This is a genomic window from Bradyrhizobium diazoefficiens USDA 110 (assembly GCF_000011365.1).
Taxonomy (GTDB): domain Bacteria; phylum Pseudomonadota; class Alphaproteobacteria; order Rhizobiales; family Xanthobacteraceae; genus Bradyrhizobium; species Bradyrhizobium diazoefficiens.
Genome location: NC_004463.1, coordinates 6976533 through 6997331, shown reverse-complemented (window position 1 = coordinate 6997331; position 20799 = coordinate 6976533). Strand labels below are relative to the sequence as shown.

Below are 20799 nucleotides of genomic sequence, written 5' to 3'. Positions count from 1 at the left end.
CATGACTGACAGCTTCACTGTCCGTTCGATCGAGGGGGTCTGCTTTCGCTACCCGCTGGCAACGCCTGTCGTGACGTCGTTCGGCAAGATGCTCAATCGTCCCGCCGTCTTCGTTCGCGTCGTCGACGAGGACGGCGTCGAGGGATGGGGTGAAGCCTGGTCTAACTTCCCGGCACCGGGCGCGGAGCATCGCGCCCGGCTGATCAACGAAGTGCTTGCGCCCGGCCTCGTCGGTCGCAAGCTCGAAAATCCCGCTCAGGCCTTCGAGGTTCTGAGTAAAGGCACCGAGGTCCTCGCACTCCAATGCGGCGAGCCCGGTCCGTTCGCACAGGCAATCTCGGGCATTGATCTCGCGCTGTGGGATCTTTTCGCGCGGCGTCGGAATCTGCCGCTGTGGCGATTGCTCGGCGGCCAGTCGAGCAAGATCAAGGTCTATGCCAGCGGCATCAATCCCGGCGGCGCCGCGCAGACGGCTGAAGCGGCGCTCAAGCGCGGCCATCGTGCGTTGAAGCTGAAGGTCGGCTTTGGCGCCGAAACCGACATTGCGAACCTCTCGGCGCTGCTAACCATCGTCGGTGCCGGCATGCTCGCGGCCGATGCAAATCAGGGCTGGTCGGTGGATCAGGCGCTGGAGATGCTGCCGCGGCTCTCCGAGTTCAATCTACGCTGGCTGGAGGAGCCGATCCGCGCCGACCGGCCGCGCGAGGAGTGGCGCAAGCTGCGCGCGAACGCAAAAATGCCGATCGCCGCGGGCGAGAACATTTCCAGTGTCGAAGATTTCGAGGCGGCTCTCGGGGACGATGTGCTCGGCGTGATTCAGCCCGACATCGCAAAATGGGGCGGGCTTACCGTTTGCGTAGAACTCGCCCGCCAGATCCTGAGGGTAGGCAAGACGTTCTGTCCGCACTATCTCGGCGGAGGCATCGGCCTGCTTGCGTCTGCACATCTCCTTGCCGCTGTCGGCCGTGATGGCTGGCTGGAGGTCGATGCCAATGATAATCCGTTGCGCGATTTGTTTTGCGGCCCGGTTGCCGATGTGAGGGAGGGCACGATTGAATTGAACCAAAATCCCGGGCTTGGAATAGTGCCTGATCTCTCCGCTATCGAGCGCTATCGCAGCATCTAGGCCAGAAGATGAGACTCCCGAGTTTCCGGCGGCCAAATCGAAGGTCATGCGGCCTGCCGAATTCTTTCTTGCTGCTCGCCCAGAGTGTTTGGCTCCAACCGGAATTGGGGTACGGCTCTTCGGCTAGCTCCGCGGCTAAGCCAATTGATCAGGGCTTCCTGTTCCGTGAGCGAATTACCGAGTGCGGAAAACACGACGGTACTGATAGCTTGTTGTTGACTGCGCAGGTGGTCTTCAACCAGCTTGTGTCGAGTGACATAACCTGCGTTCACACCAGGGATAGAATGGTTCATGAGGAGCTTGGCATCGAATTCGGATACGCCAGCAGCAGTGGCAATTGTCCGAAATGTTTGGCGCAGGTCATTACCCCATTTTGACAAGATCGCTCGATCCTCTTTTGTTTCCGACAAGTGTCCTGTGGCGCTCTCCGCTGGGAATAGCCATTGTTGCGCTTGAGACGGATGCATTTGCCTGCCAAAACGAAGTACTCGAGTGAGACTTAGGACCATCTCCCGAGAAAGTGGAATATCGAACGCTCGCTTGCTGCCTCCCTTAGGCTTAGGAATGTGCAGTGTTCGCCGTCGAAAATTGATGTGTTCGGGCTTAGCCTGCTGCAATGCGGTGGGCCTAGACCCACATAGCAATGTGAAGAGGTGGAATTCGCGCCGGATTGGATTATCCAGACTGGCCAGCTCGAGGAACCATCCTTTCAGATCGCCCGCGCCCATACCAGTATTCCGGCGCTCTTCCTGATTCCAATCGACAGCATCCGCGGGATTGTCTCGCGGTAGCGATCGATTGGTCTTCCGAGCATGATTGTAAATGGCTCGAAGCGTCCGCATGCTCCCATTCGCTATGTAGGGACCGTTCTCCTTGGTAAGCTGATCGTGCTTTTCCGCAACGCTAGCAGGATCTGTCGCGAGATCGAGCAGAGGGGTATCAAGCCATTCTGCAAAGAGACGTTCAACATGATCGCGATAGCCGCTTATCGTTTTCTCGCTACGGCCTTTTCGGATTAAGTGAGCTTCCAAATATCGTTCCCAAGCGTGCTTCAGGGTAGCGCCCGTTTTGGCACTATTCCCATCGGTCTCGGTCTGTCCGGGCTTTCCGTCTAGCCTCGCTTTGGGGTGCTGTCCCTTGCTGATCTGAGCAAGGTATTCCTTGGCAATTGCGCGAGCTGCTCGTGTCGTTAGTTCGGTGGCATCTCCAATCGACACTCTGATGGAAGAGGCTCGCTTTCCCCGTTGTCGAAGATCACCTTGAACCGTGAACGTCCTCTTCCGCTTCCCCACGACCACGAAGAAGCCTTTCAGTTCGGTGTCGCGAGCCAGATACCAGCCGTCTTCAGGAGTTGGTAGTTGAGCGATGGCCTTGTCGCTGAGAGCAATGCGAATATCAGTCATGGGGGACGTTAACTGCTAAAACGGTTTTCAAACGGTTTTGGCGAACTGAGGTGTTTGAAGGTCAGGGTTCGCTGGGCTGCGAAGCTATGCGACAAGTCTCTATAAATAAAAGTCCTTTCTCGACTTCATCGTAGTGTGGCGCAGATTCAGAAATCGCAGAGAGGCGCCGGTTTTGAACTCTTAATCAGCGGGTCCCAGGTTCGAGCCCTGGTGCGCCCACCATTTAAAAATCCTTCCTCATCAATACGTTACAAGCGGCAATGCCGAGAAAATGGGTCTCGTGCGACGTTTTTTTGGTCGAACGTCGCACGCCATGCGCGAGTTGCCGATGCTCTGAATGTTGTTGGCCCGGAATCTGGCACGCGAGAACCGTCGATAGCAGGACGGATCGTAGGGGTATCGTGGCTTCCGCGCGAAACCAAAGGTCCGTGACGATCCGGACACGCCGTGGACGATCGATCTGTTGCCGGCAAGCAGTGGCGCGAAAGGGTGGACCATCCACCGCGCTTAGTTTTCCAGATCGATGCTTACGCGGCCGCTGTGGAGAGAGTCCCAGTTCGCTTCCAACCGTTCCCCAAGGAGGAGACGAGCCCAGTGCCGGTTATCCACGTCGATCTGCCGGAAGCTGCGACATTAGCGCGATCCATTAGTGAGATCGCGATTTCGCAATCTCCCGCGGCGGATCGCCCAGCGTTCATGGCTATGGCGCATCACGCGATCGAGCGCCGCCGGTGAACCCAAGGTCTTCTCGGGGACGCATGCGATGACGGCATTGCGATCCTCGACGAATTGCTCATCGACGATCCATGTCCGCAATTCTTCACCGGCGAGTCTGGCCGCGATCCGGTCGGGTGTAGGATCAATGTCGTGTGCGACCGTTACGTTCATCACGATCCGGCCGCCCGGTGCCAGACGGGCGCGGATGGCGTCGCAGGTCTCCGCGTCAAACTCCTCCGCGTATCGGAATCCCGGTCCACCGACGTCGATCGCAATGCCGTCGTAATATGCGCGGTCATCGAATACGAATTTTCGAAAGTCGGAAACGATGCAGGGCAGATCGTCCGGTAGATCGAAATACCTATGCGCGAGCACGAAACTGATCGGGTTGATGTCGACGATGGTCAATCTCTTGCCGAGACGCCACTGCCGTGTCGCGAGATTTCCGCCGCCACAACCCAGGACGAGGATCTGTTCGGACCGAGACAGAAGTTCGTCCATGAGCTTCACATAGGTGAAGACACTTTCTCCGTCGGGCGTGGCCTGACTTTGCCTTACGCCCTCCTCGAAGTACACGCGTGTTCCATCCCATGAACACTCGACGATGTCGATCTGTCCGTTCGTTCCTTGATAACGCCCCAGCAGTTTCACGGCAGGCAAAGACCTTAAGATATGGGCATTAGAACGCATGCATTAAACATCTCTTATCATGTAATTTGCTAAGAACCAACCACTTCGGGTGCCGTTGATAGTATTTCCCGTATTCTTCGATAGAAATTCGACACAGGTTTCTGGCCGCAAGCCGGTTCAAGCCAGCGAGAACTGGCGGTGATATATTTTGTATCTAGATTGATGCTTGAAGCGGTAATTTGCATGGTGTAAATATATTCGATGAGAAATTTGCCGAAGGCCGCCATTTCATGATCACGGCCAATCAACTCAGGGCCGCTCGCGCGCTCCTGAATATAGACCAGCGGCAGACGGCCGAACTCGCCGGTCTCTCAGTCCCCACCATTCAGCGCATGGAAGCAAGTGACGGAGTTATCCGTGGGAATGTCGATTCTCTGATGAAATTGGTTTCTGCCCTGGAGAATGCCGGGATCGAATTGATCAATCCGGGGGTTACGAGTTCGGCCGGTGGTCGAGGCGTCCGTCTCAGGGAGCACGTCGCGAAGCCGAAAATGAAGAACATGAAGCAGTCCAAGCCCTCTACGCCGCGGAGTTTGGAACGGGTGCGATGACCCCTCGAGCCATTCGAATGACGGGTTTCTCGATCGAGGATGATGAAAACGCTGAAGACAAGCGTACTTGCAAGCGGTTTCTCACGCCTTGAGGCGCCTAGTGGCACTGCACATTGATTATGACCGGTTGGTCTTGGGGTCAGAGTAGCTCTGGCAGCAACTTTGGATCAACGAGGATCTCGATGCTGCGAGAGGTCCTTGGCTGCCTTCTGATGAGGCAAGCGCGCTGCAGCGTCAGCACCATCTGGTGAGCCGACGGCGGGCTGACGCGGAAATATTCCTGCATGTCGGTTTCGGCCGGGGGCCCGCGATGCAGCCGGGTATAGAGGGATAAAAGCCAGATCCTGCCCCTGCTTGGGCGTGACGGTTTTTGCCGCAGGACTCACGCCGGCCATGCGATTCAGTTGTTCGTGTGTGCCTCGAACGAGGAGGCACGCCACGAATGTACGCTATCGGGTCGAACTCAGGCGAATCGAGCGTACCGAACTCAGGGCGCTGCTCGGCGGCGGCAAGCATGCGTCGCGCAAGCTCAAGCACGCACGGATTTTGCTGGCCGCCGATGGCGGAGCCAGCGATGAGGCCGACGGCGTTGGATCGCAACTAGACGCGGTGGAAACATCATCGTGCGAAAAGGATCGGCGTCATCGCAAGGACTATCCCGGTCTGAACGCACCCTGCGATCACGCCGGCTTGGAATAGCCGAAGGCGCCGCCACAGCCTCAAATGGAACTGGTGTTCTTGGCCGCCTGATCGAGTAGGGCGAGAAGTCCTCGCAAGATCGTGGTGGGCGGCGGAGGACAGCCGGGAATATGAAGATCGACGGGAACCACCTGCGAGACCCCTCCTACCACCGCATAGCTGCCGGCAAAGCAGCCGCCATCCCGGGCGCAATCTCCGACGGCGACGACCCATTTCGGATCGGGGGTCGCATGATAGGTGCGCTCCAACGCGTCGCGCATGTTCTTCGTCACCGGTCCGGTCACCATCAACACATCGGCGTGACGCGGCGACGCAACGAACCGGAGACCGAAGCGCTCGACGTCGTAATAGGCATTGTTCAACGCGTGGATTTCAAGTTCGCATCCGTTGCAAGATCCTGCATCGACCTCGCGTATCGAGAGGCTTCGGCCGAGGCGCCGTCGTGCCGCGCGACCGACGGCAGTTGCGAGCTCGGTCACCGCGGCATCGTCCGGTGACGGTGCTTGCTCGGTGAACGGCCGGCGAAACAGGCTCTCAAAAAGCAGCTTGCGCATCTGGTGCCGTTCCTCAGAGATCGTGGCCCGAATAGGAGCAATTGAAGGATTTGTTGCAGAGCGGGAAGTCGGCGATGATGTTGCCCTCGATTGCGGCCTCTAGAAGCGGCCACTGAAACCACGACGGATCGCGCAGATGGCATCGTTCGACCTTGCCATCCCGCAAGCGGAGCCAAACCAGAACGTCGCCGCGAAATCCCTCGACGATCGCCATGCCTTCCCGCGCCTCCCGCCGATGCCCCGCATGCGTTCCCAGCGGGCCATCGGGAAGCCGGTCCAATATCTGGTCGATCAGCAAAAGACTCTGTTCAACTTCGCGCACGCGGATCCAGACGCGAGCGTTGACATCACCCTCGTTCAGGACCGGTACATCGAAGCGCAGTGCGTCATACGGCGCATACACAAGTGTCCTGCGTGCGTCGAATGAGCGGCCGGACGCGCGGCCTACGTAGCCTCCAACGGCATACTGCCTAGCCAGAGCGGCCTTGAGTACGCCCGTATCGACAGTACGATCCTGTAGCGATGCCGTATTGTCGTAGAGCTCGACCAAAGCAGGAAAGCGCAACCGGATGGTATGCAGCGTCGTCCGGATGATTTCTCTCCCTTCCTCAGTGAGGTCGCGGGTCACGCCACCGGGTACGATGATATCACGCATCAATCGATGGCCGAATGCGGTATCGGACGCGCGCAGGATGCTCTCTCGCAACACGCCGCAAAGGGCGTGCATCAGCGTAAAGGAGGCGTCGTTGCAGATTGCGCCGATGTCGCCGAGATGATTGGCGAGCCGTTCGAGCTCTGCGAGCAAGGCACGCAGCCAAGCCGCGCGATCGGGCACGACAAGCTGTAAGGCCGCTTCGGCCGCTCGCGAAAACGCAAACGCGTAGGCGACTGTGCTGTCGCCTGACACGCGTCCGGCGAGCTGGACAGCCCGTTCAAGATTGGCTCCAGTCATGAGCCCCTCGATACCCTTGTGGGTATATCCCAGCCGTTGCTCCAGCCGGGCCACAGTCTCACCGCTGGCCGTAAACCGAAAATGCCCCGGTTCGATAATTCCCGCGTGCACCGGACCGACCGCGACCTGATGCAGACCGTCGGCCTCCACCGGCAGGAAATGATAGGGGGATGCCTTCGACAACGCGTTGATGCGGTTTCCCAAGGGGAAGCGAACGGCCCAACAGTCGTGATCGAACCACGGGCGAGTGTCGGGCAAGCCTTCCGCTGACAAACCAAACAGGTCGTTGATGGCGCGCTCCAGTCGAAGCGCCGGCGGGTGGTGTTTGCCGACCGAAGGATAAGTGCGGTCGGGGCAATCCAGGCTGACGGTGGCGACTTCTGCCGTATGTCCATCCATAATCGCCATGTGCACCGTTGAGGGTTCTCCCCAAAGGCCAAGCAGGCTCCAGCGTCCATGTGCCAGCTCGCTTGCCGCAAATGTCCAAACGGAAGCATCGACTGTAGCTCGCGGCCACGGGCTGTGTTGTTGGACCGGGCGGCCCTCCAGCATGAGATCGATCAGCGATGGCATATCCTGTTGATCTCCAAACTATCCAAGAAGGCGTGCCACGTGTTGGAACCATGTGACGAGCGGCGCCGGAAGATAGAGTCCCGCAATCAGAACCAGCGAGAGATGGGCAAACATCGGCACGTAGGAAGCCTCGGCTGACTTGGTGCTGCCTCGAGGTTCGCCAAATGCGACGCTCGTCAGGCGCAACGTCAAAGCGCCGAACGCCAACAACAGCCCGAACACCAGCACGATCGCGAGCAGCGGCTGGCGTGCGAAGGTCGAGCTTACGACCAGGAATTCGCTCATGAAGATGCCGAGCGGCGGCAAGCCGGCGATCGCGACGACGCCCGTTACCAGACCCCAGCCGAGCGCCGGATGGGTCGCGGTCAAGCCCCGGATCCGGGAGATTCGCTGGGTGCCCTTGATCTGCGATATATGCCCGACGGCGTAGAAGATCGCGGACTTGGTCAGGCTGTGCATCACCATGTGCAATAGCCCTGCGAAATTGGCGAGCGGACCGCCCATGCCGAACGCGAACACGATGATGCCCATGTGCTCGATCGAGGAATAGGCGAACAGCCGTTTGATGTCGCGTCGGCGGTAGAGCATGAAAGCGGCGAAGAGGAGCGAAATCAGGCCCATCGTCACCATCAGGGGGCCGGGAGCGATTGCCGCCGGATTGGCGGCGAGCAATATCTTGAAGCGCAATAGCGCGTAGAGCGCGACATTCAGCAGCAGCCCCGACAGTACCGCCGATATGGGCGTCGGACCTTCGGCGTGGGCGTCGGGCAGCCATGCGTGCAGCGGCGCCAGACCGACCTTGGTGCCGTAGCCGAGCAGCAGGAATATGAAAGCGACGTTGAGAAGCGCAGGATCGAAATTCGCGGCATGTTGGATCAGAAGTGTCCAGACCATGCCGTCCTGCCCCTCGCCCATGACCGGACGCGCCGCCATATAGACCAGGATGGTACCAAACAGGGCGAATGCGATGCCGACACTCCCCAGAATGAAATATTTCCATGCCGCTTCCAGAGCGGCGTGGGTACGATATATGCCGACCATCAGTACCGTGGTGAGCGTCGCAATTTCCACCGCGACCCACATCAGCCCGATATTGTTCGACACGAAAGCGAGGTTCATGCCGAACATCATGGTCTGATACATGGCGTGGTAGAAACGCAGATAAACCGGTGTCAACCGCCCAGTCTCCAGTTCATGCGCGATGTAGCTGGCGCTGAAGATGCTGGTCGTGAATCCCACGAAGGTGTTGAGCACGATGAAGACGATGTTGAGATCGTCGACGAGCACGTACGGCCCCGGCGGCGGACGTTCGATGACGAACAACGAGAGGGCCGAAAGAAATGTCGCCAGGCTCGCCACGACGTTCAACCGGGCCGTCAGCCGGTAACCCGGCAGAACGGCGAGCAGCGCTGCCGAGCCGATCGGAATTACCAGGATGGCTGCGACCGAATCGAAGGAAGCTATGTTCATCGCCGTTCGCCCCGGTAGTCATCGAGCGCGGAGACGTCGACGGAATCGAAACGTTCGCGGATCCGGAACAGGAAGATGCCGATGACGATGAATGCGATCAGGATCGAGAAGGCGACGCTGATCTCAACCACCAGCGGCATGCCCTTGGCGCCGGTTGCCGCCAGCACCAGCCCATTCTCGAGCGACATGAATCCGACGACCTGGCTGACGGCGTTGCGACGGGTTACCATGACCAGAAGTCCGAGCAGCACGACCGACAAGGCAAAAGCGAGATCCTCGCGCGCCAATGGATCGGCCTCCGCGGTCACGCGCAGCATCAGCACCATTGAGAGGGCAACCAGTGCCATCCCGGCCAGCATGGTCGGGCCGATCCCCACGGCGGACTCGATGTCACGATGTATCCCAAGCTGCTTGACGATGCGATGCAGCGCCACCGGAATGACGATCGCCTTAAAGACGAGCGCGATTGCAGCCGTGATGTAAAGATGAGGCGCGTCCTGGACAAAGGCCTGCCAAGCGACGGACAGCGCGAGCACCAGGGCATGAAGCGCAAAAACGTTGAGCAGCGAATAGAGCCTGTCCTGGTACAGCATCATGAAGCTGATCAGGACGAGCCCGCCGGCCAGCGTGTGCGAGACGTCGAAGGAGAGGCTGTGCATCTGCATCAGAAGCTCTTTGACACGAACAGGAGGAGGGTGCCGAGCAGGCCCAGCATGAGGGCCGCACCGAGAAATTGCGGAACACGAAAGACCCGCATTTTCGCCGTGGCGGTCTCGAACAGCGCGAGGAAAAAGCCGGCAACCGCGAGCTTGACGAGGTAGGCGACGGCGCCGATGGCATAGGAAAACGGCCCGGTACCGAAGACTGCTATCTTCCAGGGAAGGAACACGCACGCGATCAGCGAGACATAGAGCAACAGTTTGAGGAAGGCGCCGAATTCGATCATTGCGAGATGGCGACCGGAATATTCGAGAACCATCGCTTCGTGCACCATGGTGAGCTCCAGGTGCGTTGCGGGATTGTCCACCGGTATTCGCGCGTTCTCCGCGAGCGCCACCATGATGAGCGCGATCATCGCCATTCCCAGCGATACCCGTAAGCCGACATAGGACGAGGCCATGAAATTTGCGACCGTCGAAAGTTGGGTCGAGCCGGCAATCAGCGCCGTGCAAAATACAAATAGCAGCATCGCCGGCTCCGCAAGCGCCGCTATCATGACTTCGCGGCTGGAGCCGATGCCGCCAAAACTGGTGCCGACGTCCATCCCGGCGAGCGCAAGAAAGAAGCGTGCACTTCCCAGCAGCGCCACGATGGCAATCAAGTCCGCCGTCCAGTTGAAGAGGAGGCCGGTAGCGAACGTCGGCACCAGGGCGGCGGCAACCCAGATCGCGGCGAAGGTTACATAGGGTGTCACGCGGAACAGCCAGGAGGCGTTGTCCGCCAGCACCACTTCCTTGCGGAGCAATCGCAGGAGATCAAGATACGGTTGAAAGACCGACGCTCCCTGGCGACGCACCAGGCGGGCCTTAATCTTGCGCACAAAGCCCGTCAGCAGCGGCGCCAGCAGCAGCACCAGAAGCATCTGCATGCCTTGCACAAGAATGTCCGACATCACGACCATATCGCGAGAACCAGAAGGAGTGTGACGAGGGTCGCAAAGACCAGGCTGAGATAGCGCCGGATGGTCAGGAACTGTAGGCGATTGAGTTTATCGGCAGAGAAGCCAACGGCGCCTGCTATCGGCTCATACATTCGCTCCCAGATCAGATCGTGCAATTCGATTCGCAGGCGCGCCGGCCTGATATCCCCGGGGGGCGGCATCTCGACATGATCGCGGGCGTGGAACACGAGCGTACCGAAAACGCGGCGGATAGGCTGAGCGAAGCTTCCGCTCGAATATTGGGCCGCGGGTGTCGGATCGGAAAAGCCACAGCCCCAGGCCGGCCCCCGCCTTAAGGCACGAGAGGCGAAGCGATGAATAAAGACGACGGCCGCTGAAGCGGATATCGCGATGAACACCATAACAAGCAGCCCGTTGTATGAACTGCGACTCTCCGCAATCGGCGCGATCGAAAGCCAGGGTTCGTTGGCCTGGATCGGCATGCGGCCGCCGAGGATCTGTAGCGTGATCGGCGAAAGCGCGTCGATCACCGGTCCCGGCAGAATTCCGGCCAGCAAGCAAAGTGCGGCGAGGGTGAACATTGCCGAAAGCGAGTAGCGGTCGACTTCCTCTGCGGTTTCCGCCGCCACGCCGCGCGGACGCCCTAGAAAGGTCACGCCGTAGGCCTTCACGAAACACGCCGCTGCCAACGCAGCCGCCAAGGCCAATAGAGCTCCGACCGCAGGCACGGTGATCTTCAGCGCCCATTGCGGCAACTCCGGGCTCTGCAATACAGCCTGGAACATGAGCCATTCCGAGACGAAACCGTTGAAGGGCGGAAGCGCTGAGATCGAGACACAGCCGACGAGAACGGCGAAGCTTGTGTACGGCATGCGATGAATGAGGCCACCCAGCTTGTCCATGTCCCGTTCGCCGGTCGCGGTCAGCACGGCGCCGGCGCCGAAGAAAAGCAGACTCTTGAAGAAGGAGTGATTGAGAACGTGAAACAGAGCCGCCGCAAACGCGAGCGCGGCCTGTAGTTTCAGGCCGTTGGCCTGGAAGGCCAATGCAAGGCCGAGGCTTGCGAAGATGACGCCGACATTTTCGATCGTACTGTAGGCGAGCAGGCGCTTGAGGTCCTTTTCCATCATCGCATACAAGATCCCCATTACGGCAGTGAGGCCGCCAAGAGAAAGTACGATCACACTCGCCCACCAGCTCGGCTGTCCCAGGAGATCGAATACCACGCGAATGAAGCCGTAGATCGCGACCTTGGTCATGACGCCGCTCATCAGCGCCGAGACGTGGCTCGGCGCCGCGGGATGCGCGAGCGGCAGCCAGACGTGCAGCGGCACCAGGCCGGCCTTTGAACCGGCGCCGAGCAACATCAGGATCAACACCAACGTGGCCACGTAGGGCGTATGTTGAGCCGTGCGAATGGCGGCAAATTCGTAGTCTCCCGCCGGCCCCGCCAAGAGGCCGAAGGCTAGCAGCAGGGCGAGCGTGCCGAAGCTCGCCATGACGAGGTAGACGTAACCGGCTTTCGCGTTGCCCGGTTCACGATGATGCGCCATGACGAGCGCCCAGGACGCGAGCGACATGAATTCCCAACAAAGCAGATAAGAAAACGCATCACCCGCCAGCACCACAAGATTCATTCCTGCCAGGAAGGCGGGGAAGAAGGGCAACACGCGCTGCGGCGCCTCCTCATGATGACCGTAGCCGAGACCATAGAGGCTTGCCGATGCCCCTCCGAGATTGACGACGACGAGAAAGAACGAAGCCAGTCCGTCGAGGCGGAAATGGGCGCCAAGCCACGGCAATCCGATTGGCAGAATCAGATCGGCGTTCGCGGTATCGCCCAGCAACCAGTGAATGGATCCTATCAACGCAATCGCAGACGCGGCCAATGTCACGCCGTAGATGATGGTCGTGGTGATCGTTGAGCGGCTCAGAACAATCGCCAGAACTGCCGATGCAAGCATTCCGGCAACACACAGCATTTGCAAAACGACAGCCGACATTACCTGCGCGCCTTCATTCCGCTTGATGCTTTGTTCTCTATCTGATTGTTCAAATAGATTTTTGCCGATCCGGAATTGACTTTCAGCCGCACCCCGCGCCCCTCGGCGCTACTGACAGCCCCTTCGTCGATCAACTCAATGCCGGCGGTGTCGAGAGCTGTAATCAGCTTCACCAGCGAATCGACATTGCCCCGAACCATGGCCTCACTCGCCTCCATGCGCTGGATCGTTGGCACTGAAAGCCCGGACAGTTCTGCGAGCCGTCGCTGATCGATGCCGAGGAGCACCCTGGCCGCCCGCAATTGAGCCGCTGTGATCATCGATCGCCCCACCACCCGATTCGAACGAAACACCAAACGTCATCCTTCTATCGTAACTAGTCATGTTATAATGTCAAGATATGATAGTTAAAACATCTAATCTAAACGAAATGTCGTCGCGGGCTGTCGGCATCCAATCCTGATGCGTCGGGAGCCAATATGAGTTCGGCACCCGCGTGCGAGCTCATCGACCATACGTTTGAGGTTGTCGTCGCGGGCGGTGCCGGTTTGCGCGCCACCCGGGGCGCCGTCGGGGGCGGGCCTGACGACCGCCTGCATCACAAGGTGTTTGCGACCCGCAGCGATACTGTCGTCGAACGGCTCGGGCCCGCAATGGCCCGGACGATCGATGCAAGTCGCCGCGTATCGTCGCGATTGTTCCTGACCTCGACATTCGCGTTGCAGCGCCTCCACCGCGCCGCCGGACCGATCGTATGGCCACCTCGACCTTCGTCGGGGGCGACGAACGAGGGCTTGGCTTGCCCATTGAACAACGTTAGATGTAAGCGATCGTGTTATCCGTGGTTAAGTTGTTGTCTCAATCTGTTGCGCGAGTCGCGGGACCAGGCAAATCCTGCATGGTTCCCGGTTGGGATTCAGGCTGTTCTGGCTGGGTGTGAAGTCTGGGTCATGACCATTGCGATTGCGAAAGCGCCTGACGAGACTGCAGACATAACGAGCGGCAATGATCCTGATCTTCCGGCGTCGCTGCTTTCCTTCATTCTGGTAGCCAAATTCCTTGGCGTCCCGGCCGACGCTGGTCAGATCGCTCACGACCATGGCTCGCCGGGCGAGCGATACCAGCTTGAGGACCTCGCCCGGATCGCCAAGCGGCTGAAGATCGTCGCCAAGGTGAAGCCTGCGGCCACTGAGGCGCTTCACAAGGTCCCATTGCCTGCGCTCGCCGAATTGGAGGGCGGCGAAGCCGTCGTTCTGCTCAAGATCGACCAGCAGCCGGCTGGATCGCGCTTCCTGATCCAGCCGGCAATGGCGGGCGCCCCGAGGTGTGGTCGGCGGACGATTTTGGCGGCCGGTATGCCGGACGGCTGCTGCTCATGACGACGCGCGAGCTGATGGCGGGGGCGACGCGCCCCTTCGACATCAGCTGGTTCATTCCTGCGCTCGTGAAATACCGCGGGCCGCTGCGCGACGTGCTGATCGGGTCCTTCTTCCTGCAACTGATGGGACTGATTTCACCCATCTTCTTCCAGCTCGTCATCGACAAGGTGCTCGTCCACCAGTCGCTGACGACGCTCGACGTGCTGGCGGTAGGGCTCTCCGCAGTGCTGATCTTCGAGACCGGATTGTCGGCGCTGCGCAACTGGCTGTTTGCTCACACCACCAATCGCGTCGACAGCGAGCTTTCGGCGCAGCTGTTCCGGCATCTTCTCAACCTGCCGCTGTCGTATTTCGAGGCACGCCGTGTCGGCGACAGCGTTGCCCGCGTGCGCGAGCTCGACCGCATTCGCGAGTTCCTGACCTCGAATGCCGTCACCGTGGTGATCGATCTCTTCTTCACCATCGTCTTCTTCGGCGTCATGTACGCCTATAGTCCGCTATTGACCCTGGTCGTCACGCCGTCGATCCCCCTCTATGTCGCGATCTCGGTGATCGTGACGCCGCCGCTGCGCGCCCGTCTCGACGAGAAATTCAAACGCGGCGCGGAGAACCAGTCCTTCCTCGTCGAAAGCGTCACGGGGATCGGCACGCTGAAGGCGATGGCGGCGGTCGACAATCTGACGGGCCGCGAGGGCCAGTCCACGCGCTTTGCTAGGCGCTGTGCATGGCATCGCGGAGAGTCTCTACGAGCGGTTTGTCGGGGAGGGAATGTCGAAGGACAACGCCTTCCTCAACACCGCGGAGTCGATCACCGGGCCTATCAGTAAGACGATCTCGCGCTCCGGTCTGAAGGCGGTGTACGAGCAGCTTGAGGACAAGGAGAAGGCGGCGTTCCGCGCCGCCTACAACGCCTCGTACCATCCGTGCCGTGAGATTCTCGAGGAGATCTACGACGACGTTGCCTCGGGCAACGAGGTGCGCAGCGTCATACAGGCAACCCGCCGCCACGGCATCTATCCGATGCGCAACATCGACACCACCGAAATGTGGACCGTCGGCGATAAGGTGCGCGTCGATAAGGAGCGCAACTATGCGCCAGTCAATCCGGAAACCGCCGGTGTCTATCTAGCCTGCATGATGGCGCAGGTCGATGTGCTAAAGGATCACGGCCATCCGTATTCGGAGATCGCCAATGAATCAATCATCGAGGCGGTCGACTCGCTCAATCCCTATATGAGCCATAAGGGCGTGTCATACATGGTCGACAATTGCTCGACCACGGCGCGGCTCGGCGCCCGCAAGTGGGCGTCGCGTTTTGATTATATTCTGAAGCAACAGGCCTTCCCCATAATTGGGGGGGGCCTCGGTAGGCGACAACACTCCGTTCGACAAGTTCCTCGCCAGCGATATCCACGAGGTGCTTGCGGTCTGCGCCGAACTGCGCCCGTCGGTTGATATCTCCTTAGTGCCGCGGTGAGATACTGGACCGGGCCTCGCGCATATGACGTTGCGCCGTGGGCGCGGCGTTGTGGTCGGCCGGAAGGTCGGCGAGCCGTTTTCCACCGACTCTGTCTCCCCTCATTGGCTCGACAGGAACGAATCCTTACGCGGCAAGACCGAAGCGCTCTGAGCAAGCTCGGTCAACATCACTTTGACGGCGATCCCGCGGACGTTCTTCGCTAGAGGCGCCTACGTGCTGTTCGTCTCGCGACGGCCTAGACGTGGATCGCGTGGCCGAGTGCCTTGAAGGCCGCTTCCTGAATTGCTTCGCCCAGCGTGGGATGCGCGTGGATCGTGCCGGCGATGTCCTGCAGGACCGCGCCCATCTCGATCGCCAGGCCGAATGCGGCAGAAAGCTCCGAGACGCCCTGTCCAAGCGCCTGGATACCGAGAACGCGTTGATTGTCGGCCCTGGCGACGACGCGCACAAAGCCGGGCTCGCCATGGCGCGTCATCGCGCGGCCATTGGCTGCAAAGGGAAATTGTCCAACCTTGATGTTGATGCCGGCCCGGCGAGCCTCGTCCGGTGACAAGCCCGCGGAGACGATCTCAGGATCGGTGAAGCAGATCGCCGGGATGCAGCACTTGTCCCACGCGCGTGGCATGCCGGCTGCGATTTCCGCCACCATCTCGCCCTGCGCCATGGCGCGATGGGCCAGCATCGGCTCTCCCGTGACATCGCCGATCGCGTAGATGCCGCGCATCGAGGTCTCGCAATGCTGGCCGATACGGATGAAGCGACCATCCATGTCGAGGACGAGTTGCTCCAGCCCCAATGCCTCGGTGACCGGCGTGCGCCCGACCGTGACGAGAATCTTGTCAGCCGTCAGGCTGCGCTCCTGGCCATCGGGCGTCTCGACGCGCAATCCGTCGCCCTGAGCGGTCAGGCCGAGCGCCCGGGCACCGGTCAGCACCTCGACGCCGAGCGCGGTCAAGCGTCTGGCGATCGGAGCCGTCAACTCGACGTCGTAGAGCGGCAGGATGTTGTCCTGCGCTTCCACCACGGCAACCTTGCTCCCCAGCTTGGCGAAGGCGGTCCCGAGCTCGAGCCCGATATAGCCGCCGCCGACGACAACGAGGGATTTTGGCACCTCCGCGAGCGAGAGTGCACCGGTCGAGGAGATGACCCTGCCGCCGAACGGCAGGGTCGGCAGCTCGACAGGAGCCGAGCCGGTCGCGATCACCACCGTCTCGGCCTTGATCGTCTTCGGGCCGGTCTCGGTCTCGACGACGATCGTCTTGCCGTCGCGGAAGCGTCCATGGCCCTGGACGATCTTGACCTTGGCCTTGCGGAGCAGCGCAGCGACGCCGTTGTTCAGCCGATGGACGATACCGTCCTTCCAGGCGATCGCCTGCTTGAAGTCGAGCGCAGGTTGCGCCGCCGTCAGGCCAAAGGGAGTCTTGCCATCAGCTGCCTCCACCAGCTTCTCGAATTCCTCGGCAACATGAATCATCGCCTTCGAAGGAATGCAGCCGACGTTCAGGCAGCTTCCGCCGAGCTTGCCGCGTTCGACGAGAACGGTGTCGAGGCCGAGCTGGCCGGCGCGGATCGCGCACACATAGCCGCCGGGCCCGGCACCGACCACGAGGAGTTGACAGGTGATTTCGGTCATTGCTTGCTCTGCCTTAGGGGTCGACGAAGATCGTCGCCGGGTTCTCCAGCAGCTCCTTGACCCTCTGCACGAAGACGGCGGCGTCCCATCCGTCGATGACGCGGTGATCGAAGCTGCAGGAGAGGTTCATCATCTTGCATGGCACGAACTGCGTGCCGTCCCAGACTGGACGTATCGCGATCTTGTTGACGCCGACGATGGCGACCTCGGGATGATTGATCACCGGCGTGGTCGCAAGGCCGCCGAGCGCGCCGAGCGAGGTGATGGTGATTGTCGAGCCGGTCAGCTCCTCGCGCGTCGCGGTGCCCTCGCGGGCGCGCTGCGCGAGACGGTTCAGCTCGATGCTGCAGTCCCGGAGGTCGCGCGCCTCCGCATGCTTCACCACGGGCACGACGAGGCCTGACGGAGTCTGGGTTGCGATGCCGATATGGATGCCGGCATGCTCGTGGACGATGCCGGCCTCGTCGTCATAGAGTGCGTTGAGCGCGGGCTGCTCGGTAAGCGCCTTGACCATCGCCCGCATCAGGAACGGCAGCAGCGTGAGCTTCGGGTGCTCCGGCGCAGGCTTCCTGTTCAGCGTCGCGCGCAGATCCTCCAGCGGCGAGACGTTGACCTCCTCGATGATGGTGATGTGCGGGATGCGAGACTTCGACAGCGCCATCTTCTCGGCAATGCGGCGGCGCAAGCCCACCACCTTGACGTCGGTGACGGCGGTCTTCGGAGCCATGCCGCGACCATGGGTCGGTGCCGGCCCGCGCGACAGGAAGGCGTCGATGTCCTCGTGGGTGATGCGTCCGGCGGGGCCTGTGCCGTGGACCTGGCGCAGGTCCAGGCCGGCTTCCCGCGCCTTGAGGCGTATGGCGGGCGAGGCCAGCGGCTTCTCGCCCGGCGTGCGGCGGACCGCAGACGTGGTCGCCGGCCGGGCCTCGATGGCCGCGGGGCGGATGCGGGCGGGGGGCGTTGGCACAGCATCCGGGGTTTTGGCATTCGTCACGGCCGATGGTGTGGCGACGTCTTCCGTCGGTGCCTCGTCTGCCGGCTCCGAGGTATCATCGCCTGCGACCTTGAGCTTCACGAGCGTCGAGCCGATCGCCACCGCATCGCCAATCCGGGCGCCGATCCAGCTGACCTCGCCTGCGAGCGGCGAGGGAATCTCGACCGAGGCCTTGTCGGTCATCACGGTGGCGAGCAGGTCGTCCTCGCGAACAAGATCGCCCTCCTTGACGTGCCACTCGACGAGTTCTGCTTCGGCGATGCCTTCCCCGATATCCGGAAGCTTGACGCTGCGCTCACCCATCAGCGTGTCTCCATGATGTCGCGCAGTGCTTGCCCGAGCCGGATAGGACCGGGGAAATAGTCCCATTCCTGGGCATGCGGGTAGGGCGTGTCCCAGCCGGTGACGCGCATCACCGGCGCTTCGAGATGATAGAAGCAGTGCTCCTGCACCAGCGCCGTGAGCTCCGCGCCGAAGCCGGAGGTCAGGGTTGCTTCGTGCAGCACGATGCAGCGGCCGGTCCTGGCGACGGAAGCGATGATCGTCTCGAGATCGAGCGGAAGCAGGGTGCGCAGGTCGATCACCTCGGCATCGACGCCCGTCTCCTCGACTGCCGCCAGCGCGACGTGAACCATGGTGCCGTACGTCAGGACGGTGACGGCCTCTCCGGCGCGCCGCGTCACCGCCTTGCCGAGCGGCGTGGTGTAGTGTCCCTCCGGCACTTCGGAGAGCTCATGTTTGGCCCATGCGGTGACCGGGCGATCGTGATGACCGTCGAACGGGCCGTTGTAGAGCCGCTTTGGCTCCAGAAAGATGACGGGATCCGGATCCTCGATGGCCGCGATCAGGAGGCCCTTCGCATCATGGGGATTGGACGGCACTACGGTCTTCAGTCCCGCGACATGGGTGAAGAGTGCCTCGGGGCTCTGGCTGTGGGTCTGTCCACCGAAAATGCCTCCGCCGGTCGGCATGCGGATGACGAGGGGGCAGGTGAAGTCGCCAGCCGAACGATAACGCAGGCGAGCTGCCTCCGAGACGATCTGGTCGTAGGCCGGATACATGTAATCGGCGAACTGAAGCTCGACGCAGGGGCGCAGTCCATAAGCGGCCATGCCGATCGCGGTGCCGACGATGCCGCATTCGCTGATCGGCGCATCGAAACAGCGCGAGACGCCGTACTTCTGCTGCAGGCCCTGCGTGCAGCGGAACACGCCGCCGAAAAAGCCGACGTCCTCGCCATAGACCACGACGTCGTCGTTGCGAGCCATCGAGACGTCGAGCCCCGAGCGGATTGCCTCGATCATCGTCATGCGCGGCATGGCTCAGACTCCGATCTGCTGGCGCTGCCGACGCAGATGCGGCGGTAGTTCGGCATAGACATCCTCGAAGATATCGCGCGCCGAGGGCTTACCGCCGGAATGCAGGGTGCCGAAGGCCTCGGCTTCCTTCTGCGCGGCGATGACGGTGGCAAGAATCTCGGCCTCGGTCTGCTTGTGGCGCTCTTCCGACCAGGCGCCGGCTGCGATGAGATGCTGCTTGAGCCGGATCACGGGATCGCCCAGCGGCCACTCCTCGGATTCGTGCTTCGGCCGGTAGGCGGAAGGATCATCCGACGTCGAATGCGCGCCGGCGCGGTAAGTGACGTATTCGATCAGTGTTGGCCCGAGGTTGAGCCGCGCCCGCTCGATCGCCCATTTTGCGACGGCATAGGTCGCGAGATAGTCGTTGCCGTCAACCCTGAGCGCGGGGATGCCGAAGCCGAGGCCGCGCGCCGCGAAGGTGCCCGAGCCGCCACGCGCGATGCCCTGGAAGGTCGAGATGGCCCACTGGTTGTTGACCACGTTGAGGACGACCGGCGCCTTGTAGGTCGAGGCGAAGACAAGCGCCGCATGGAAATCCGATTCCGCCGTCGAGCCGTCGCCGATCCAGGCGGCGGCAATGCGGTTGTCGCGCTTGATCGCCGACGCCATGGCCCAGCCGACCGCCTGGACGAACTGCGTGGCGAGGTTACCCGAAATCGAAAAGAAGCCGTGCCTTTTCGAGGAGTACATCACGGGCAATTGCCGGCCCTTTAGCGGATCATGCTCATTGGAATAGATCTGACACATCATGTCGACGAGCGGATAGTCATGCGCGATCAGCAGGCCGGCCTGACGGTAGGTCGGGAAGTTCATGTCGTCGGGGCCGAGCGCGATGCGGAACGCGCAGCTCACCGCTTCCTCGCCGGTGTGCTGCATGTAGAAAGACGTCTTGCCCTGACGTTGCGCCATCTGCATGCGCGCGTCGAACGTGCGCAGGGTCATCATGTGGCGCAGGCCGGCGACCAGTTCGTCCAGGGAGAGGTCCGGCACCCATGGCCCGATTGCCCGGCCCTCGTGATTGAGCACGCGGATGATCGAGTAGGCGAGGTCACGAATCTCCTCAGGGAGCACGTCGACCGGCGGGCGGCGGACCGAGCCCGCCTTCGGAATCGAGACGCCGGAGAAATCCGGCTTGCCCCCCGGACGGCTTGCAGGCTCCGGAACGTGAAAGCGAAGTGGCGTGGGGCTGTTCATGGAAGCATCCGCTCGTTTGCCGGTTCTGCAGAGACAACGCCTGGCCGACCGGATTCCCCGCGCGCGAGCCCCACGACGCGAAGGTCCGTGATCGCCGGATGGCGCGACAGCCGTTCCGCGATGTCAGCGCAATCGGCCGACGGCTGGACTTCAAGGACCATCCGTATCGTCCGGCCGCCACCGGGGCAGGTCGTCATCGCGACCTGGTCGAGGCCGAAGCCGAACCGCGCCGCGTCGAGGACGAGCCGAACGATCCCGTCAAAGGGGTCGGATGTGGCGGCGATCACGCTGACGGATCGGCGCTGTTGAGGTTGCATGTCACGTTCTCCCGCCGCACAATGATAATCTCCTGGTTCGAGAAAATTTCCCAAAATTCCGGTGTATTGGCCGGAATCGCGG

The 20799-nt window shown here is 61.2% G+C and carries 20 protein-coding genes; 6 read left to right on the top strand and 14 right to left on the bottom strand.

The features are described 5' to 3' along the window. The first annotated feature begins 1 nt into the window (after position 1). Positions 2-1126 carry a mandelate racemase/muconate lactonizing enzyme family protein gene (locus BJA_RS32155; protein ID WP_011089089.1) on the top strand — a complete coding sequence of 375 codons (1125 nt, stop codon included), beginning with the start codon at positions 2-4 and terminating at the stop codon, positions 1124-1126. Positions 1127-1170: 44 nt separating this feature from the next. On the opposite strand, the gene BJA_RS32150 is transcribed toward BJA_RS32155, so the two are convergent. Together BJA_RS32150 and BJA_RS32145 are read right to left on the bottom strand one after the other, a co-directional pair. Then, complete coding sequence (locus BJA_RS32150) at positions 1171-2529, bottom strand: tyrosine-type recombinase/integrase (RefSeq protein WP_011089088.1); 1359 nt, start codon at positions 2527-2529, stop codon at positions 1171-1173. Positions 2530-3162: 633 nt separating this feature from the next. Beyond that, positions 3163-3897, bottom strand: a complete 735-nt coding sequence (locus BJA_RS32145) for a spermidine synthase (protein ID WP_162494140.1) — start codon at positions 3895-3897, stop codon at positions 3163-3165. A 269-nt stretch (positions 3898-4166) separates the two neighbouring features. Here BJA_RS32145 and BJA_RS32140 point away from each other — a divergent pair, with 269 nt between their 5' ends. After that, complete coding sequence (locus tag BJA_RS32140; protein WP_011089086.1) at positions 4167-4487, top strand: helix-turn-helix domain-containing protein; 321 nt, start codon at positions 4167-4169, stop codon at positions 4485-4487. Positions 4488-4841: 354 nt separating this feature from the next. Beyond that, entirely contained in the window at positions 4842-5186 is a 345-nt protein-coding gene (locus tag BJA_RS44085; RefSeq protein WP_370166202.1) for a hypothetical protein, read from the top strand. Positions 5187-5206: 20 nt separating this feature from the next. On the opposite strand, the gene BJA_RS32130 is transcribed toward BJA_RS44085, so the two are convergent. Genes BJA_RS32130 through BJA_RS32100 form a run of 7 tightly spaced genes read right to left on the bottom strand, consistent with a single transcriptional unit; the run spans position 5207 to position 12679 of the window. Further along, complete coding sequence (locus BJA_RS32130; protein WP_011089084.1) at positions 5207-5740, bottom strand: NADH-quinone oxidoreductase subunit B family protein; 534 nt, start codon at positions 5738-5740, stop codon at positions 5207-5209. Positions 5741-5753: 13 nt separating this feature from the next. Then, complete coding sequence (locus tag BJA_RS32125; protein WP_011089083.1) at positions 5754-7265, bottom strand: NADH-quinone oxidoreductase subunit C; 1512 nt, start codon at positions 7263-7265, stop codon at positions 5754-5756. An 18-nt stretch (positions 7266-7283) separates the two neighbouring features. Further along, positions 7284-8735, bottom strand: a complete 1452-nt coding sequence (locus BJA_RS32120) for a hydrogenase 4 subunit F (RefSeq protein WP_011089082.1) — start codon at positions 8733-8735, stop codon at positions 7284-7286. Beyond that, positions 8732-9394 (bottom strand): hydrogenase-4 component E, encoded by a 663-nt coding sequence (locus BJA_RS32115; RefSeq protein WP_027548289.1) that lies wholly within the window; start codon positions 9392-9394, stop codon positions 8732-8734. The genes BJA_RS32120 and BJA_RS32115 overlap by 4 nt, the downstream gene beginning before the upstream one ends. Positions 9395-9399: 5 nt before the next feature. Beyond that, the gene (locus tag BJA_RS32110) at positions 9400-10356 is read right to left on the bottom strand and encodes a respiratory chain complex I subunit 1 family protein (protein WP_011089080.1); all 957 of its coding nucleotides are present in this window, start codon (positions 10354-10356) and stop codon (positions 9400-9402) included. Continuing rightward, on the bottom strand, positions 10347-12359 hold the full coding sequence (hyfB, locus tag BJA_RS32105; RefSeq protein ID WP_011089079.1) for a hydrogenase 4 subunit B: 2013 nt from the start codon (positions 12357-12359) through the stop codon (positions 10347-10349). The genes BJA_RS32110 and hyfB overlap by 10 nt, the downstream gene beginning before the upstream one ends. Next, the gene (locus BJA_RS32100; RefSeq protein ID WP_028176116.1) at positions 12359-12679 is read right to left on the bottom strand and encodes a helix-turn-helix domain-containing protein; all 321 of its coding nucleotides are present in this window, start codon (positions 12677-12679) and stop codon (positions 12359-12361) included. The genes hyfB and BJA_RS32100 overlap by 1 nt, the downstream gene beginning before the upstream one ends. A 159-nt stretch (positions 12680-12838) precedes the next feature. Here BJA_RS32100 and BJA_RS32095 point away from each other — a divergent pair, with 159 nt between their 5' ends. From BJA_RS32095 to BJA_RS32085, 3 genes are read left to right on the top strand one after another with little or no spacing between them, the layout of a single operon-like run. Then, a complete protein-coding gene (locus tag BJA_RS32095) occupies positions 12839-13738 on the top strand; it encodes a hypothetical protein (protein ID WP_011089077.1) in 900 nt (299 codons plus the stop codon). Next, positions 13735-14565 (top strand): ABC transporter transmembrane domain-containing protein, encoded by an 831-nt coding sequence (locus BJA_RS32090; protein ID WP_051000392.1) that lies wholly within the window; start codon positions 13735-13737, stop codon positions 14563-14565. Before BJA_RS32095 ends, BJA_RS32090 begins: the two co-directional genes overlap by 4 nt. Beyond that, positions 14459-15193, top strand: a complete 735-nt coding sequence (locus tag BJA_RS32085; RefSeq protein WP_197535730.1) for a hypothetical protein — start codon at positions 14459-14461, stop codon at positions 15191-15193. Before BJA_RS32090 ends, BJA_RS32085 begins: the two co-directional genes overlap by 107 nt. 260 nt (positions 15194-15453) lie before the next feature. Here the strand turns inward: BJA_RS32085 and lpdA are convergent, their stop codons facing one another. Genes lpdA through BJA_RS32060 form a run of 5 tightly spaced genes read right to left on the bottom strand, consistent with a single transcriptional unit; the run spans position 15454 to position 20717 of the window. Next, on the bottom strand, positions 15454-16851 hold the full coding sequence (gene lpdA, locus BJA_RS32080) for a dihydrolipoyl dehydrogenase (RefSeq protein WP_011089074.1): 1398 nt from the start codon (positions 16849-16851) through the stop codon (positions 15454-15456). Positions 16852-16864: 13 nt separating this feature from the next. After that, positions 16865-18148 (bottom strand): dihydrolipoamide acetyltransferase family protein, encoded by a 1284-nt coding sequence (locus BJA_RS32075; RefSeq protein ID WP_011089073.1) that lies wholly within the window; start codon positions 18146-18148, stop codon positions 16865-16867. After that, positions 18148-19164 (bottom strand): alpha-ketoacid dehydrogenase subunit beta, encoded by a 1017-nt coding sequence (locus tag BJA_RS32070; RefSeq protein WP_011089072.1) that lies wholly within the window; start codon positions 19162-19164, stop codon positions 18148-18150. Before BJA_RS32070 ends, BJA_RS32075 begins: the two co-directional genes overlap by 1 nt. Before the next feature lie 3 nt (positions 19165-19167). Continuing rightward, positions 19168-20400 (bottom strand): 3-methyl-2-oxobutanoate dehydrogenase (2-methylpropanoyl-transferring) subunit alpha, encoded by a 1233-nt coding sequence (locus tag BJA_RS32065; RefSeq protein WP_011089071.1) that lies wholly within the window; start codon positions 20398-20400, stop codon positions 19168-19170. Next, positions 20397-20717, bottom strand: a complete 321-nt coding sequence (locus BJA_RS32060) for a hypothetical protein (RefSeq protein ID WP_038967685.1) — start codon at positions 20715-20717, stop codon at positions 20397-20399. The genes BJA_RS32065 and BJA_RS32060 overlap by 4 nt, the downstream gene beginning before the upstream one ends. Between the last annotated feature and the right edge of the window lie 82 nt (positions 20718-20799).